This is a genomic window from Specibacter cremeus, assembly GCF_003946885.1.
In the GTDB taxonomy this organism is placed as follows: domain Bacteria; phylum Actinomycetota; class Actinomycetes; order Actinomycetales; family Micrococcaceae; genus Specibacter; species Specibacter cremeus.
In genome coordinates this window covers 31,321-45,774 of record NZ_RWKQ01000021.1, presented here as the reverse complement: position 1 = coordinate 45,774, position 14,454 = coordinate 31,321, and the positions used below count along the sequence as shown (strand labels likewise).

At 66.9% G+C, this 14,454-nt stretch carries 16 protein-coding genes and 1 pseudogene; 9 read left to right on the top strand and 8 right to left on the bottom strand.

Features of this window, described 5'->3' with window-relative positions:
* Positions 1–29 precede the first annotated feature (29 nt).
* The 5 genes from EJC77_RS10010 to EJC77_RS09990 all read left to right on the top strand — a co-directional run bounded on the left by EJC77_RS10010 (position 30) and on the right by EJC77_RS09990 (position 5,074).
* The gene (locus EJC77_RS10010; RefSeq protein ID WP_420820313.1) at positions 30–1,532 is read left to right on the top strand and encodes a dipeptidase; all 1,503 of its coding nucleotides are present in this window, start codon (positions 30–32) and stop codon (positions 1,530–1,532) included.
* Between the two features lie 35 nt (positions 1,533–1,567).
* A complete protein-coding gene (locus tag EJC77_RS10005) occupies positions 1,568–1,945 on the top strand; it encodes a HesB/IscA family protein (RefSeq protein WP_125612162.1) in 378 nt (125 codons plus the stop codon).
* Between the two features lie 139 nt (positions 1,946–2,084).
* Positions 2,085–2,957, top strand: coding sequence for an aa3-type cytochrome oxidase subunit II (ctaC, locus tag EJC77_RS10000; RefSeq protein WP_125612160.1), 873 nt, complete (start codon positions 2,085–2,087; stop codon positions 2,955–2,957).
* A gap of 12 nt (positions 2,958–2,969) precedes the next feature.
* On the top strand, positions 2,970–4,676 hold the full coding sequence (gene ctaD / locus EJC77_RS09995) for an aa3-type cytochrome oxidase subunit I (protein WP_205787079.1): 1,707 nt from the start codon (positions 2,970–2,972) through the stop codon (positions 4,674–4,676).
* Positions 4,673–5,074 carry a cytochrome c oxidase subunit 4 gene (locus EJC77_RS09990; protein WP_125612158.1) on the top strand — a complete coding sequence of 134 codons (402 nt, stop codon included), beginning with the start codon at positions 4,673–4,675 and terminating at the stop codon, positions 5,072–5,074. Before ctaD ends, EJC77_RS09990 begins: the two co-directional genes overlap by 4 nt.
* 74 nt (positions 5,075–5,148) lie before the next feature.
* Here EJC77_RS09990 and EJC77_RS09985 read toward each other — a convergent pair whose 3' ends face one another.
* Positions 5,149–5,445: an HPr family phosphocarrier protein gene (locus EJC77_RS09985; RefSeq protein ID WP_125612156.1), complete on the bottom strand. Its 297-nt coding sequence runs from the start codon at positions 5,443–5,445 to the stop codon at positions 5,149–5,151.
* A gap of 76 nt (positions 5,446–5,521) precedes the next feature.
* Here EJC77_RS09985 and EJC77_RS09980 point away from each other — a divergent pair, with 76 nt between their 5' ends.
* A complete protein-coding gene (locus tag EJC77_RS09980) occupies positions 5,522–6,304 on the top strand; it encodes a GntR family transcriptional regulator (protein WP_125612153.1) in 783 nt (260 codons plus the stop codon).
* An 89-nt stretch (positions 6,305–6,393) separates the two neighbouring features.
* Here the strand turns inward: EJC77_RS09980 and qcrB are convergent, their stop codons facing one another.
* From qcrB to ctaE, 4 genes are all read right to left on the bottom strand, one after another.
* Entirely contained in the window at positions 6,394–8,067 is a 1,674-nt protein-coding gene (gene qcrB / locus EJC77_RS09975) for a cytochrome bc1 complex cytochrome b subunit (protein WP_125612151.1), read from the bottom strand.
* 2 nt (positions 8,068–8,069) lie between these two features.
* The gene (qcrA, locus tag EJC77_RS09970; RefSeq protein WP_125612149.1) at positions 8,070–9,098 is read right to left on the bottom strand and encodes a cytochrome bc1 complex Rieske iron-sulfur subunit; all 1,029 of its coding nucleotides are present in this window, start codon (positions 9,096–9,098) and stop codon (positions 8,070–8,072) included.
* A 92-nt stretch (positions 9,099–9,190) separates the two neighbouring features.
* Positions 9,191–9,979 (bottom strand): cytochrome bc1 complex diheme cytochrome c subunit, encoded by a 789-nt coding sequence (gene qcrC / locus EJC77_RS09965; RefSeq protein WP_125612147.1) that lies wholly within the window; start codon positions 9,977–9,979, stop codon positions 9,191–9,193.
* Positions 9,980–10,069: 90 nt separating this feature from the next.
* A complete protein-coding gene (ctaE, locus tag EJC77_RS09960; RefSeq protein WP_125612145.1) occupies positions 10,070–10,708 on the bottom strand; it encodes an aa3-type cytochrome oxidase subunit III in 639 nt (212 codons plus the stop codon).
* A gap of 187 nt (positions 10,709–10,895) precedes the next feature.
* On the opposite strand from ctaE, the gene trpD reads away from it, so the two are divergent.
* Positions 10,896–11,957, top strand: a complete 1,062-nt coding sequence (gene trpD, locus EJC77_RS09955) for an anthranilate phosphoribosyltransferase (RefSeq protein ID WP_276309070.1) — start codon at positions 10,896–10,898, stop codon at positions 11,955–11,957.
* 32 nt (positions 11,958–11,989) lie between these two features.
* On the opposite strand, the gene EJC77_RS09950 is transcribed toward trpD, so the two are convergent.
* Both EJC77_RS09950 and EJC77_RS09945 read right to left on the bottom strand, forming a co-directional pair.
* Positions 11,990–12,268, bottom strand: coding sequence for an Lrp/AsnC family transcriptional regulator (locus EJC77_RS09950; protein WP_125612143.1), 279 nt, complete (start codon positions 12,266–12,268; stop codon positions 11,990–11,992).
* Between the two features lie 30 nt (positions 12,269–12,298).
* Positions 12,299–12,724, bottom strand: a complete 426-nt coding sequence (locus EJC77_RS09945; protein ID WP_240630066.1) for a DUF3054 domain-containing protein — start codon at positions 12,722–12,724, stop codon at positions 12,299–12,301.
* Between the two features lie 158 nt (positions 12,725–12,882).
* Here EJC77_RS09945 and EJC77_RS09940 point away from each other — a divergent pair, with 158 nt between their 5' ends.
* Positions 12,883–13,377, top strand: coding sequence for a VOC family protein (locus EJC77_RS09940; RefSeq protein WP_125612142.1), 495 nt, complete (start codon positions 12,883–12,885; stop codon positions 13,375–13,377).
* 9 nt (positions 13,378–13,386) lie between these two features.
* Here the strand turns inward: EJC77_RS09940 and EJC77_RS09935 are convergent, their stop codons facing one another.
* Positions 13,387–13,902 (bottom strand): YbaK/EbsC family protein, encoded by a 516-nt coding sequence (locus tag EJC77_RS09935; RefSeq protein ID WP_205787071.1) that lies wholly within the window; start codon positions 13,900–13,902, stop codon positions 13,387–13,389.
* A 282-nt stretch (positions 13,903–14,184) separates the two neighbouring features.
* Here EJC77_RS09935 and EJC77_RS20360 point away from each other — a divergent pair.
* Positions 14,185–14,454: pseudogene (locus EJC77_RS20360) on the top strand (hypothetical protein); the annotation flags it as partial.

Here is a 14,454-nt window from a genome sequence, read left to right as displayed (position 1 = left end):
ACCCGGTCCCCGACGGTAGGGTGAAGCACATGACAACTGAACCCACCACGCCGCCGGCACCGGCCGGGGCCCCCGCCGCGCCGATGCCCGGGTCCGTAATTCCCGTCGACGCACCGGCCGTGGACGCGGTTCCGCTGGACCGGCTGCGCGCCAGTGTGTCCGCGCGCTTCCCGCGCACGGTCGCCGACCTGGCCGACCTGGTCGCCATCCCCGGCATCGCGTGGGACGCGTTCGACGCCGCCAACCTGCAGCACAGCGCGGAGGCCGTTGCCGCCCTGATCCGTGACACGGGCATCGAGGACGTGCGCATCCTGCGCGCCAACAAGGAGGACGGGACGCCCGGCGGTCCCGCCGTCGTCGCGCGCCGGCCCGCGGCACCCGGCAAGCCGACCATCCTGCTGTACGCCCACCACGACGTCCAACCACCCGGGGACCCGGCCCTGTGGCAGACCGAGCCGTTCACCGCCGTCGAACGCGACGGCCGCCTGTTCGGCCGCGGCGCCGCCGACGACAAGGCCGGGATCATGGCCCACGTCGGTGCCCTGCACGCCGTCAACGAGGTGCTGGGCGACGGCTTCGGGCTCGGCGTCACGCTGTTCATCGAGGGCGAGGAGGAGGCCGGGTCGCCGACGTTCCGCACGTTCCTGGAGACCCACCAGCAGGAACTGGCGGCCGACGTGATCGTCGTGGCCGACTCCTCCAACTGGAAGGTGGGCGTCCCGGCGCTGACCACGAGCCTGCGCGGCCTCGTCGACGGCACCATCGAGGTCCGCGTGCTCGACCACGCCGTGCACTCCGGCATGTTCGGCGGTCCGCTGCTGGACGCGCCGACGCTGCTGGCGCGCCTCATCGCCACCCTGCACGACGACGACGGCTCGGTGGCCATCGCCGGGCTGGTCACCGCCGACCATGCCGAACTCGACTACCCGGAGGCGACGTTCCGGAATGACGCCGGCGTGCTCGACGGCGTGCGGCTGGCGGGGACCGGCAGCATCACCTCTCGGCTGTGGGCGAAGCCGGCGTTGTCGATCATCGGCATGGACATCCCGTCCGTGGCGCTGAGTTCGAATACACTGCTGCCCGCGGCCCGGGCAAAGTTCAGCCTGCGCCTGGCTCCCGGGCAGGACCCGGACGCCGCGCTGGCCGCCATCGAGGCGCACGTGGCCGCGCATGCGCCGTTCGGGGCGCGGGTGACGCTGGTGCCGGGGGAGCGCGGCCAGTCGTTCGCCACCGATACCGGTACCGCGGCCGCGCGCGCCGCCCTGTGGGCGCTCGGCGAGGCGTGGGGCGTGCCGCCGGTCGAGAGCGGCATGGGCGGCTCGATCCCGTTCATCGCCGACCTGCACGACGTGTTCGGCGCCGCGCAGATCCTGGTCACCGGCGTCGAGGATCCCGATTCCCGCGCCCACAGCGCCAACGAGTCGCTGCACCTGGGCGACTTCCGCAACGCCGTACTGGCCGAGGCGCTGCTGCTGGCCCGCCTCGACGCCCAGGGCCCGGCGGCTGGTACCGGGACGGCGTCCCTGACGTAGCATGTAGTAGGAGCACCCCCACGTAAGGAATAGCCATGACCGCCAATACCACCGAACAACTGGCCGCCGAAGCCGCGGAACCGACCGAGCACGGCGTCAAGCTCAGTGATGTCGCCGCCGACAAGGTCCGCTCCCTGTTGGAGCAGGAGGGCCGGACGGATCTGCGTCTGCGCGTGGCCGTCCAGCCCGGGGGTTGCTCCGGCCTGATCTACCAGCTTTACTTCGATGAGCGCCTGCTCGACGGTGACGCCGTCCGCGATTTCGACGGCGTCGAGGTCGTGGTCGACAAGATGAGCGTGCCCTACCTGGACGGGGCCAGCATCGACTTCGAGGACACCATCGCGAAGCAGGGTTTCACCATCGACAACCCCAACGCCGGGGGCTCTTGCGCCTGTGGCGACTCGTTCCACTAGGACACTGCCGACGCACGGGGGCGGTTGTACGCATTTCGCGTGCCGTGGCGGTAAGCTCTACATCGAGTAGTAAAACTAAATTCGCACCTGCGGCTGTTTCCCGCCGCCTGGAGCACAGCAACAAGAGGAAGGGCCGTCTGTGAGTTCGCAGGACCGAACCGGCAGCCGACGCGCAAAAGTCATCCCCATCGCGGGTTTGGCGCTTGCTGGATCGTTAGCTTTGTCAGGATGCACGGCAGAGAGCAAGAACGGCTTCTTGCCGTCAGAGCGGAACATCACCAACCACACCGCGGGCATCATCGACCTGTGGGTCAACTCCTGGATCACCGTGCTGATCGTCGGCCTGATCACCTGGAGCTTGATGATCTGGTGCATCATCGCGTACCGCCGTCGCAAGGGCGCCACCGGCTACCCCCGCCAGACCAGCTACAACCTGCCGCTTGAGGTCTTTTACGTCCTCATCCCGCTGTTCATGGTCTTGGTGTTCTTCTACTTCACCGACCGCGAGGTGAGCTCGATCGAGACCCGGAATCCGAACCCGGACGTCAAGATCGATGTCCGCGGCAAGCAGTGGTCCTGGGACTTCAACTACCTCCAGGGCAATGAGGTCCAGGCGGCCGTGTACGACACCGGCGTCCAGGCACAGCTCAATGGCAAGCCGTTCGACAAGGACAAGCTGCCCACGCTGTACCTGCCCGTCAACCGCAGCGTCGAACTGGCGCTGAACTCGCGCGACGTCATCCACTCCTTCTGGGTTCCCGCGTTCCTGGACAAGAAGGACATGTTCCCGGGCAAGACGAACTACATGACGTTCACCCCGACGGCCGAGGGCACCTATGACGGCAAGTGCGCGGAGCTGTGCGGCGAGTACCACTCCGAGATGCTGTTCCGCGTCAAGGTCGTCTCCGAGCAGGAGTTCCAGGCACACCTGGCCTCGCTCAAGGCGAAGGGCCAGACCGGCACCCTCGGCGCGGACTATGACCGCAATTCCGCTCAGCTAGAGACGAAGTAAGGAGCGGCGAAAGTGTCGACTTACGAATACTCGACCACCGTGGGTGCCTCGAGTGTGGAGCGTGTGGTGCCGGTGTCCAAGGGGCGCATCGTCGTCAACTGGATCACCTCCACCGACCACAAGACCATCGGGTACATGTACCTGATCACCTCGTTCATCTTCTTCTGCCTCGGCGGCGTCATGGCGTTGGTGATGCGTGCGGAGCTGTTCGAACCGGGCATGCAGATCCTGCAGACCAAGGACCAGTACAACCAGCTGTTCACCATGCACGGCACCATCATGCTGCTGCTGTTTGCCACCCCCTTGTTCGCAGGCTTCGCCAACGTCATCATGCCGCTGCAGATCGGCGCCCCGGACGTCGCCTTCCCCCGGTTGAACGCCCTGGCGTTCTGGCTCTTCCTGTTCGGCGGCACCATCACCGTTGCCGGCTTCATCACCCCGCAGGGTGCCGCGGCCTTCGGCTGGTTCGCCTACGCGCCGCTGTCGAACACGACGTTCAGTCCCGGCATCGGCGGCGACCTCTGGGTGTTCGGCCTGGCCCTGGCCGGGTTCGGCACCATCCTCGGGTCGGTCAACTTCATCACCTCGATCATCTGCATGCGGGCCCCGGGCATGACCATGTGGCGCATGCCGATCTTCACCTGGAACACGCTGATCACCGCGGTCCTGGTGATGATGGCGTTCCCGCCGCTGGCGGCCGCCCTGTTCGCGCTCGGCATGGACCGGCGCTTCGGTGGCCATATTTTCGACCCGGTGAACGGCGGCGCCATCCTGTGGCAGCACCTGTTCTGGTTCTTCGGCCACCCCGAGGTGTACATCATCGCCCTGCCGTTCTTCGGCATCGTCTCGGAGATCTTCCCGGTCTTCAGCCGCAAGCCGATCTTCGGCTACAAGGGACTGGTCTTCGCCACCATTTCCATCGCCGCACTGTCCGTGACCGTCTGGGCACACCACATGTATGTCACCGGCCAGGTCATGCTGCCGTTCTTCTCCTTCATGACCATGCTGATCGCCGTACCGACGGGTGTGAAGTTCTTCAACTGGATCGGCACCATGTGGCGTGGCTCGCTGACGTTCGAAACCCCCATGCTGTGGAGCATCGGCTTCCTGGTCACGTTCCTGTTCGGCGGCCTGACCGGCATCATCCTGGCCTCCCCTCCGCTGGACTTCCACGTCTCCGACACCTACTTCGTTGTCGCCCACTTCCACTACGTCGTGTTCGGCACCGTGGTGTTCGCCATGTTCGCCGGATTCTACTTCTGGTGGCCCAAGTGGACGGGCAGGATGCTCAACGAGCGCCTCGGCAAGATCCACTTCTGGCTGCTGTTCCTGGGCTTCCACGGAACGTTCCTCATCCAGCACTGGCTGGGCGTCCTGGGCATGCCGCGTCGTTACGCCGACTACATGGTGGAGGACAACTTCACCTGGATGAACCAGTTCTCCACCATCTCCTCCTTCGTCCTCGGTGCGTCGATGATCCCGTTCTTCTGGAACGTGTACATCACCTGGCGCAGTGGCAAGAAGGTCGAGGTCGATGACCCGTGGGGCTTCGGCGCCTCGCTTGAGTGGGCCACCTCGTGCCCGCCGCCGCGGCACAACTTCACGTCGCTGCCGCGCATCCGTTCGGAGCGTCCGGCCCTGGACCTGCACCACCCCGAACTGGCACCGCACTATGTTCCCGCGCAGCCGGCTACGACGTCCACGGGAGGCGAGAAGTGAAAATCGAGAGCTGGCTGTTCATGCTGATGGGCGTGTTCTTCATCCCGGTCGGCATCGTGTACGGCTTCATGGTCAACTGGATGGAGCCCGTCGGCTTCCTGGGCATCTTCCTCCTGTGCGGGCTGTCCTTCATGATCGGGCTGTACCTGAACTACACGGGCAAGCGCGTCGGGCCCCGCCCGGAGGACCGGGTCGACGCCGAGATCCATGAGGGCGCCGGCGAACAGGGCCACTTCAGCCCCTGGAGCTGGTGGCCGTTTTCGCTCGGCATCGCCTGCGCCACCGGCTTCCTGGGCCTGGCCGTCGGATGGTGGATCGTGATCATCGGCGCCGGCTTCGCGGCCGTCGCGATCATCGGCTGGGTGTACGAGTACTCCCGCGGCGACCACGCCCACTAGGAGGACACGCACGCAAAAGGGGCGGTTGCCACCATCATGATGGTGGCAACCGCCCCTTCGGCGTTCACGCGGCCCTAGCGGGCATCCACCAGGTCGGTGGCCAGTAGCCCGGCCAGATGGTCGACGGCGGCGCGCACGGTGTCGTCGTCGGCCGCGGTCCCGGCGGCGGGATCGACGGACACGGCCACCTCGTCGCCGCAGGCGAAGTCCTCGCTCATCACGGCCAGCAGGGACCGGGCGTCGACGGGGGCATGGCCGGGCTTCGCCAAGGTCACGGGCAGGCCCGTCAGGGTCACGGCACGGACAAAGACGGCGGCGGGTCGGGCGTGCAGGCCGACGCTGGCCGCGACACGCGCATTCCGGGTGTACATTCAAGCTCCTTGCTGTAGTTGTTCTGGAATGAGCGTAGTCGGCATCTAGGCTGGGACATGAATGGAGGAGAGCACGATGGCGAATTTCGTTCCCCCCGCCCGGAACGTGCCGGGCGTCATTGACCGGGACACGGGCGTGGCGGTCCACATTCAGCTGCGGGAACTGCTGCGCCGGTACGCCGAGGACTCGCTCCAGCCGGGGGCCCAGCTGCCGTCCGAGCGCGACCTGTCCGAACGATTCGGGGTGGCCCGCATGACCATCCGTCACGCCATCGATTCACTGGTCGAGGAGGGGGTGCTGGACCGCGTCGTGGGGTTGGGCACATATGTGTCCAAGCCGAAGTTCGACCTGCAGGTGCGGCTGACGTCCTACTCCGAGGAGATGCAGCGGCGGGGCATGACCCCGGCGGCCCAGGTGCTCAGCTTCGAGCAGATCCCCGCCACGGCCCGCCTGGCGCGTGAGTTGAAGCTCGACGAGGGGCAGGCGGTGATCCGGTTCCGCCGGCTCCTGCTGGCCGACGAGGAGCCCATGAGCGTGGATGAGAACTTCATCCCCGCCTGGCGCGTGCCCGGCATCCTCGACCTCGGTCCGCCCACGTCGCTGTACAACCTGTTGAGCGAGAAGTACGGGCTCGTCATCGAGTGGGGCGAGGACACCATCGAGGCCAATGCGGCCACCCCGTCCATCGCCCGGCTGTTGAAGATCGACATGGGCGCCCCGGTGCTGCGCCTGGAACGGCGCGCCTATGTGGCGCGCGAGGTCGCCGTCGACTATTCCGTGTCGTTCTACCGGGCCGACCGTTACAAGCTGCGTGTGCCCCTCCAACGCCCCGGCGCCCGCCCGCGGCGCACGTACTAGGCTGCGTCGCCGCGGGCTGCCGGCGGGGCCTTTAAACGACGGTGAGGGCGGTTCCCCCCAGGGGAACCGCCCTCACCGTGTCCGCTTCGCTAGTGCGAGACCTGCTTCGTGCCGTCACCGGCGGTGATTTCCTCGTGGTGCCCGTGCCCGGCGGCAAGCTCCGCCGGCGTCACGGGTGCCACCCGGTCCTCGAAGAAGAAGTGGCTCAGTTTCGAGCGGCGCTTCTCGCGCTTCGTGACGATCCCGTTCTCATTCGGAATGCCCTGCTCCGGCTTCGGCGATTCGAAGCTGACCAGGCGGTAGCGCTTGTATTCGTCCAGCTGGGCGTGGATCTCCTGGAACTCGCCGTGCGGCAGGCGCACGATGCGGCCCGTCTCCCGGCCGTGCAGCGCGATCTCGCGGTCCTTGCGCTGCAGCGCCAAGGCGATGCGGCGGGTCACGATGAAGCCGAGGATCGGGCCGAGGAAGAACAGGGCGCGGAGCCAGTAGATCACATCGTTCAGGGACACCTTGAAGTGCGTCGCGATGAGGTCGGAGCTGGCCGCGGCCCACAGCACGCAGTAGAAGATGACGCCGGCGGCGCCGATGGCCGTCCTGGTGGGGGCGTTGCGCGGTCGGTCGAGCACGTGGTGCTCGCGGTCGTCGCGGGTGATCCAGCGCTCGATCCAGGGGTAGGTGAACAGCAGCGTGAAGACGATGCCGGCAGGGATCAGCGCCGGGACCAGCACGTTCAACGACAGCGTGTTCACGCCCCACGGCAGCGGGATGTTCCACTCCAGGGGGACGCCGAACAGCCAGCCCGGCATCAGGCGCAAGGCGCCGTCGACCCAGCCGATGTACCAGTCGGGCTGCGTACCGGCGGAAATTGGCGAGGGGTCGTACGGGCCGTAGTTCCAGATCGGGTTGATGGTGAACGCGGCCGCGAAGAACGCGATCACGCCGAACACGATAAAGAAGAAGCCGCCGGCCTTCGCCGCGTACACCGGGCCGAGCGGGTAGCCGACGATGTTGCGATCGTTGCGGCCCGGGCCGGGGAACTGGGTGTGCTTGTGCACCACCACCATGAACAGGTGGATGGCGACCATGAGCAGGATCAGTGCCGGGATCAACAGGATGTGCAACACGTACAGGCGCCCGATGATGGCCGTGCCGGGGAACTCGCCACCGAACAGGAAGAACGAGATGTACGTGCCGATGATCGGGATCGACTTGATCACGCCGTCGATGATGCGCAAGCCGTTGCCGGAGAGCAGGTCGTCGGGGAGCGAATAGCCGGTGAAGCCGTCGGCCAGGGACAGGATCAGCAGCACGCCGCCGACCACCCAGTTCAGTTCACGCGGCTTGCGGAACGCGCCGGTGAAGAACACGCGCAGCATGTGCACGGCCACGGAGGCGGTGAACAGCAGGGCCGACCAGTGGTGGACCTGGCGCATGAACAGGCCGCCGCGGATCTCAAACGAGATGTGCAGCGTGGAGTTCATGGCCACCGACATGTCCATGCCCTTGAGGGGTACGTAGGGTCCGCTGTAGACGGACTCGGCCATGGACGGGTCGAAGAAGAACGTCAGGAACGTGCCGCTCATCAGCAGGATGATGAACGAGTACAGCGCGACCTCGCCGAACATGAACGACCAGTGGTCGGGGAAGATCTTGCGCCCGAATTCACGCACGATGCCGGAGCCGCCGACGCGCTGGTCGACGTAGTCCGTGATGCGCCCGGTCCGGGTTGCCGGCTTGTAGTTGGACTGCGTTGCGGAACTCATGATTAGCCACGCTCCCAGAAGCTCGGTCCGACGGGTTCATGGAAGTCGCTCTGCGCCACCAGGTAGCCCTCGTTGTCAACGGTGATGGGCAGCTGCGGCAGCGGCCGGTTGGCCGGGCCGAAGATGACCTTGCACTCCTGCGTCAGGTCGAAGGTCGACTGGTGGCAGGGGCACAACAGGTGGTGGGTCTGCTGTTCGTACAGGGCGACGGGGCAGCCGACATGGGTGCAGATCTTCGAGTACGCGACGATGCCGTTGTAGGCCCAGTCCTCGCGGCCCTGGGACGGGTGCAGCTCATCCGGGTTCAGGCGCATGAGCAGGACGACCGACTTGGCCTTCTCGTTCAGCTTGCCCTCGGTCAGCTCGTTCAACCCGTCGGGGATGACGTGGAAGGCGGAACCGTTGGTGACGTCGGTGGCCTTGATCGGCGTGCCGGTTGGGTCACGGACCAGGCGCACACCCTTGTCCCACATGGTGTGGCGCAGGCTGTTGCCGGGCAGCGGGCCCAGATCGCGGAACAGCACGATGGCCGGGAACGGCGTCAGCGCCAGCGCCCCGATGAGGGTGTTGCGGATCAGCGGGCGGCGCTTGATCCCGGTTTCCTCGATGATGTCGTCGACGATCTTCACGGCCACCTGGCGGTCGTCCTCGGTGCGGACCACGTGGCGTTCCTCCGACACCTCGTGATCGGGCATGAGCGTCTTCGCCCAGTGGACGATCGCGACCCCGATGCCGAGCATGGCGAACGCCGTGCCCAAGCCCAGGAACAGGTTCTGCAAGCGCAGGGTGCCGATGGTGCTGTCCAGCCGGATCCCGAAGTACGCAAAGAAGAAGACCAGCGTGCCCACGATCGAAATGGCGAACAGGATCGCCACCTGGCGTTCGGCCCGCTTGGCCGCCCTGGGGTCCGTGTCGGCCAGTCGCAGTCGATGCGGCGGAAGTCCCGGGTCCTGGAACTTCTCCACCTCACCGTGACCAGCCTTAGCTACGGCGTCCGACGTTGTCGGCGTGCCGTCACTATGGTCGCCCATAATCCCCTCATCCTTCTCTTGTCCCGGCCGGGGCCGGGGTGGTTATGTATGTTTCTCGCGGTTGCGCGCGGCAACCGAAAATTGCTCGAGGACTAGGAGGTCCGTGAGGTCAGCCAGATCGTGAACACAATGATGATGCCGATGCCGGCGATCCACATGAACAGGCCCTCGGAGACGGGGCCCAGCGAACCGAGCTGCGCGCCGCCGGGGGAGCCCTGGCTCTCGATGGTGTTCAGGAACGTGATGATGTCGCGCTTGTTCTGCGGCGGGATGTTCGCGTCGTTGAAGACCGGCATGTTCTGCGGGCCGGTCACCATGGCCTCGTAGATGTGCTGGTTGGAGACTCCTGCGAGGGCGGGGGCGAACTTCCCGCGGGTCAGGGCGCCACCGGCGGCGGCGGCGTTGTGGCACATGGCACAGTTCACGCGGAACAGCTCGCCGCCGAGCGTGGCGTCACCCTTGCCGTCGAGGTAGCGCGCGTCGGGGATGGCCGGGCCGGCGCCCAGCGAGGCGACGTAGGCGGCCAGCTGGGAGGTCTGCGAGTCGGTGAACTGGACCGGCTTCTGCTCGGCCTGGGGTCCCTGCATCTGCATGGGCATGCGGCCGGTGCCGACCTGGAAGTCGACGGCGGCGGCGCCGACGCCCACGAGCGACGGGCCGTTGTCGGAGCCGGAGGCGCCCAGGCCGTGGCAGGTGGCGCAGTTGGCGACGAACAGCTTCTCGCCCTGGTTGACCTGCTCGGAGGAGTAGGTGGTGGTATCGGCCTTGGCCTCATTGACGGTGGTGACAACGGCGTACAGTCCGCCCGTCAGCATGAGCCCCATAACCAGCAGCGCGACAGCTGCGAGTGGATGACGTCGCTTCCGCGATAGTGCCTTCACGTGGTGGTTCCTTTGATCTGTGTGCGGCGGTTAGGTCCTGCCACCGCCAATGTAAATTCTGCCTCGTGTAGAAGAAAGTCGTCTGCCAGCCTACTTCAGGACGTAGATGACCAGGAACAGGCCGATCCACACGACGTCGACGAAGTGCCAGTAGTACGAGGTGACGATGGCGCTGGTCGCCTCGAAGTGTCCGAACTTCTTGGCCGCGAAGGCGCGCCCGATGATGAGCAGGAACGCGATGAGGCCGCCCATCACGTGCAGGCCGTGGAAGCCGGTGGTGATGTAGAACGCGGATCCGTAGGCGTTGGCGTTGATGGTGACGTGCTCGGAGGTGAGCATCGCGTATTCGGTGCTTTGGCCGGCAACGAAGATGGCTCCGAGGACGAAGGTGAGCAGGAACCATTCGGTCATTCCCCAACGGGTGAATGCGAACCGGCTTCCTGTGCGGCGCGGCTGGAGGCGTTCGGCGGCGAACACGCCCATCTGGCAGCTGAAGGAGCTGGAGACCAGGACGAGCGTGTTGACCAGCGCGAACGGGAAGTTCAGCTTGGCCGTTTCTTCAGCCCACAAGCCGCTCGAGGTGGAGCGGAGGGTGAAGTACATGGCAAAAAGGCCGGCGAAGAACATCAGCTCGCTGGAGAGCCACACCACGGTTCCAACGGAAACCAGGTTGGGGCGATTCAGCGTCGGATGCGCCGGGGTACTGGGGGCATGGGTCGCAGTTGTCACATAGACATTATGTCTGCAAAAGTTCCCGCTGCCCAATGCAAACGGCCGTTTCGGTGATCTTTTTCTACAAAGTCGCGAAAAACGGGGCAGGCATCCAGCGTTAACCCAGCAACCTGTGCCGCGCTCCGGCAGATGCCGGTGCGGTCACATTGCGTCGGCGGGTCCGGGCATCGGTACCATCGACACTGTGACTCCTACAGTTTCCGTCCCCGTGAACACGCCGACCTGGCCCAACCTGATTGCCGCACTGATCGCCGGCACGGACCTCACGGCGGCGGACACCGGGTGGGCGATGAATACCATCATGGCCGGCGACGCGTCCCCGTCGCAGATCGCCGGCTTCCTCGTGGCCCTGCGGGCCAAGGGGGAGACGGTCGCGGAGCTGGGCGGCCTGGTCCAGGCCATGCTCGACAACGGCAGGCCGCTGGTCGTCGACGCCGAGGCGCTGGACATCGTCGGCACCGGCGGCGACCGGTTGAACACGGTCAACATCTCCACCATGGCCGCGCTGGTCTGTGCCGGCGCCGGCGCCACGGTGGTCAAGCACGGGAACCGCGCGGCGTCGTCGTCGGCCGGCTCCGCCGACGTGTTGGAGGCCCTGGGCGTGCGGCTGGACATGCCGATCGACCGTGTGGCCGACGCCGCATCCGAGGTGGGCATCACGTTCTGCTTCGCCCAGGTGTTCCACCCGTCGATGCGGCATGCCGGCGTCACCCGGGCCGAGTTGGGCGTGCCCACGGTCTTCAACCTGCTGGGGCCGCTGACCAACCCCGCGCGTGTCGCCGCGTCCGCCATCGGCGTCGCGGATGCGCGCATGGCCCCCCTGATGGCCGGCGTGCTGGCCGATCGCGAGGTGCGCGCGTTGGTCTTCCGCGGCAGCGACGGGCTCGATGAACTGACGACGACGGGCCCCTCCACGATCTGGGAGGTCCGGGACCATGCTGTGACGGTGGGGGAGTTCGACCCCCTGGCGATCGGGATCCCGCGCGCCACCATCGCCGATCTGCGCGGGGGGGACGCGGTCCACAACGCCGAGGTGGCGCGCCGCATCCTCGGTGGGGAGCGCACCCCGGTGCGCGACGCCGTCGTGCTCAATGCCGCGGCCGGGCTGGTGGCCTACGACCGGACGGCGAACGGGCCGCTGGTGGACCGGATGAAGTTTGCCGCGGCGCAGGCGGAGGCCGCCATTGACGACGGCGCGGCCGCCGCCGTGCTGCAGCGGTGGGTGGAGCACTCCACCGTCGTCTAACGGCACCGTCGTCTAACGGCCGGAGGTGCCACTCATTCGAAACCGAGCGAGAACGCGGCATCCAGGTCGTGCTGGGAGTACGCCCGGAACGAGATCTGCGTCGTGGTCGAGACGACCGAGCGGACCTTCGAGAGCTTGTCGGCGATGACGTCGGCCAGGTCCTCGTGCTGGCGCACGCGGGCTATGGCGATGAGGTCCCACTCGCCGGTGACCGAATACACCTCGCTGATGCCCTCCAGTTCGGAGATTTCCTGGGCCGTCTCGGGGATGCGGGAGGCGTCGGTCTTGATGAGGACGAATGCGGTGATCACTGTGGGATCCTGTCTCTTCGGGTCTGGCTGCTAGCTGCGGGCGGCGCGCCGCAGCACGAGGGCGGCAAGGGCGCGGTGGCCGAGCAGGAACACGCCCAGCACCACAGTCGCCACGATAACAAAGGCGGTGGCCGCGGTGCCGCCGGACACGACGCGCAGGATCATGCCGCCCATGACCGTGATGACCCAGATGCACACCCCGTTGGGCCAGACGCGCACGGGGCTGCGCCAGTTGCGGCTGGCGACCCAGCCGGCCAGCAACGCCGCCACGAACGGCCAGGCCGTGGTGAGGATGCCGCCCACATCCAGGGACTCGTGGTGCGAGCTGCGGCCGGAGAGCGCGAACACCAGCACGAGCACGACGTCGGCGATGATGGCGTAGGGCAGCGTCTTCTTGGACGGCAATCTCTTGGACGGCAGGGTCTTGGGGGCTTGCTTCATGGTTAGGTCAGGCACGGTACAAGTTTAGGCGTCGTCGCGCCGTGGCCTGGACCGGCACGGGGTTACCGTTCCTTCATTACCGTTCCATCATTACTGTCGGGTAGGCATTGAGCCATGGCCGCGATGGCCCTAGGCTGTGGCGCACCGAAGACTTTCTTGCAAGGGGTGGGACCATGACTGCAATCGGCTCCCGGGCGATCGGAACGTGCCTGTGGTTCGACGGGCGCGCCGAAGAGGCGGCCAATTTCTATGCCGGCCTGTTCGACGACGGCCGGATCCTCGACGTCGCCCGCTACGGCGACGCCGGCCCCGGGGACGCGGGATCCGTCATGACGGTGTCGTTCGAACTCGGTGGGCGCGGTTTCCGGGCGCTCAACGGCGGGCCGGAGTACACATTCAACGAGGCCGTCTCGTTCGAGCTGTTCTTCGACACGCAGCAGGAGCTCGACGATGCCTGGTCGGCGCTCACGGCCGGCGGCGGCGAGGACGGCCCCTGCGGCTGGCTCAAGGACAAGTTCGGCGTGTCCTGGCAGCTGATCCCGAACATGCTGATGTCCGTGCTGGGTGGCTCCGACCCGGCCGGCCGCGAACGGGCCATGGCCGCCATGCTCGCGATGCACAAACTGGACATCGCCGCGCTGCAGGCCGCGTACGACGGCGGTGCCTGAGAACCGCTGTCAGTGCGCGTGGGCGCGGGGCAGGGCGAGGTCCTCGACGATCTCGACGCGGGGGAGCTTCACCAGCTCCCCCGGGTCCAGGAAGATCTTGCTTGTCCGGTTACCGCCGCCCATGACGACCTCCTCTTGGGCGAGCACCGCGGCGTCGACGTAGATGGGCAGGCTGTCGATGCCGACGGCCGTGACGCCGCCGATCAGCATGCCGGTGAGTTCCGTGGTCGTGTCCGCGTCCGCGAACGAGGCGCGCTTGACGCCCATCCGCCTGCGCACGGCGCTGTTGACGTCCAGCCGGGTGGTTCCCAGGACGACGCAGAGGGCGTAGCTGGGCGGATCGGCCTTCTTCGATGTGACGAGAATGGTGTTGGCGGCCTGCTCGAGGGCGATGCCGAAGTGCTCGCAGAACTCGGCGGTGTCGGCCAGGTCCGCGGGGCAGGCCACGACGCGGTGTTCAAGGCCGTGGCGCGTGAGCGCATCGGCGACGGCCGGGTGCAGTTGGGGTGCTTCCTGCGATGTCATGGGTCCAGACTATGCGAGACCCGGTGGTCGAGCCTGTCGAGACCCGGTGGTCGGCGCTCGTCCGGTGGTCGAGCTTGTCGAGACCGCGGCCGGCGCCGGGTTTGTCGGTGGGGTGTTCTAGCGTGGGGGTATGGGTATTCCGGGTGGCTCCGGGGGACGGGGCCGAGGAGCGGACGACGGCGCACCGGCGGGTGTGGCGGCGGCCCTGGCCGCCCTTGCCCTGCCGCAGGTTGAACGCTTTGATCCGGTGGCCGAGCACCGCCNGAGCGTTTTGACGCCGCGGTGCGCTTCGAGACGGCCCTGGTGGAGTCGGATCGGTGGCGGGCGCAGGTCGCCGGGATGTCGGCCGTCTCGGAGGTCGCCGCCTGCGTGTCGATCCCGGACCGCACGGCCGGGACACTGCTGGCCCAGGCGTGCACGCTGGTGCGCCACCGCCCGGTGCTGTTGTCCGCGCTGCGGGATGGGTTAATGTCGTGGCGGCACGCGGTGGTGATCCTGGACGAGCTGGCCACGCTGGAGCAGCTCGGCACGGTCCCGGCGGCGGAGCTCGAC

Excerpts from the sequence above, each read along its gene's own strand:
- EJC77_RS09935 (WP_205787071.1), bottom strand. The coding sequence starts at position 13,902 with ATGACATCGCAGGAAGCACCCCAACTGCACCCGGCCGTCGCCGATGCG.
- EJC77_RS10010 (WP_420820313.1), top strand. The coding sequence starts at position 30 with ATGACAACTGAACCCACCACGCCGCCGGCACCGGCCGGGGCCCCCGCC.
- qcrA (WP_125612149.1), bottom strand. The coding sequence starts at position 9,098 with ATGGGCGACCATAGTGACGGCACGCCGACAACGTCGGACGCCGTAGCT.
- EJC77_RS10005 (WP_125612162.1), top strand. The coding sequence starts at position 1,568 with ATGACCGCCAATACCACCGAACAACTGGCCGCCGAAGCCGCGGAACCG.
- EJC77_RS09980 (WP_125612153.1), top strand. The coding sequence starts at position 5,522 with ATGGCGAATTTCGTTCCCCCCGCCCGGAACGTGCCGGGCGTCATTGAC.
- qcrB (WP_125612151.1), bottom strand. The coding sequence starts at position 8,067 with ATGAGTTCCGCAACGCAGTCCAACTACAAGCCGGCAACCCGGACCGGG.
- EJC77_RS09985 (WP_125612156.1), bottom strand. The coding sequence starts at position 5,445 with ATGTACACCCGGAATGCGCGTGTCGCGGCCAGCGTCGGCCTGCACGCC.
- EJC77_RS09940 (WP_125612142.1), top strand. The coding sequence starts at position 12,883 with ATGACTGCAATCGGCTCCCGGGCGATCGGAACGTGCCTGTGGTTCGAC.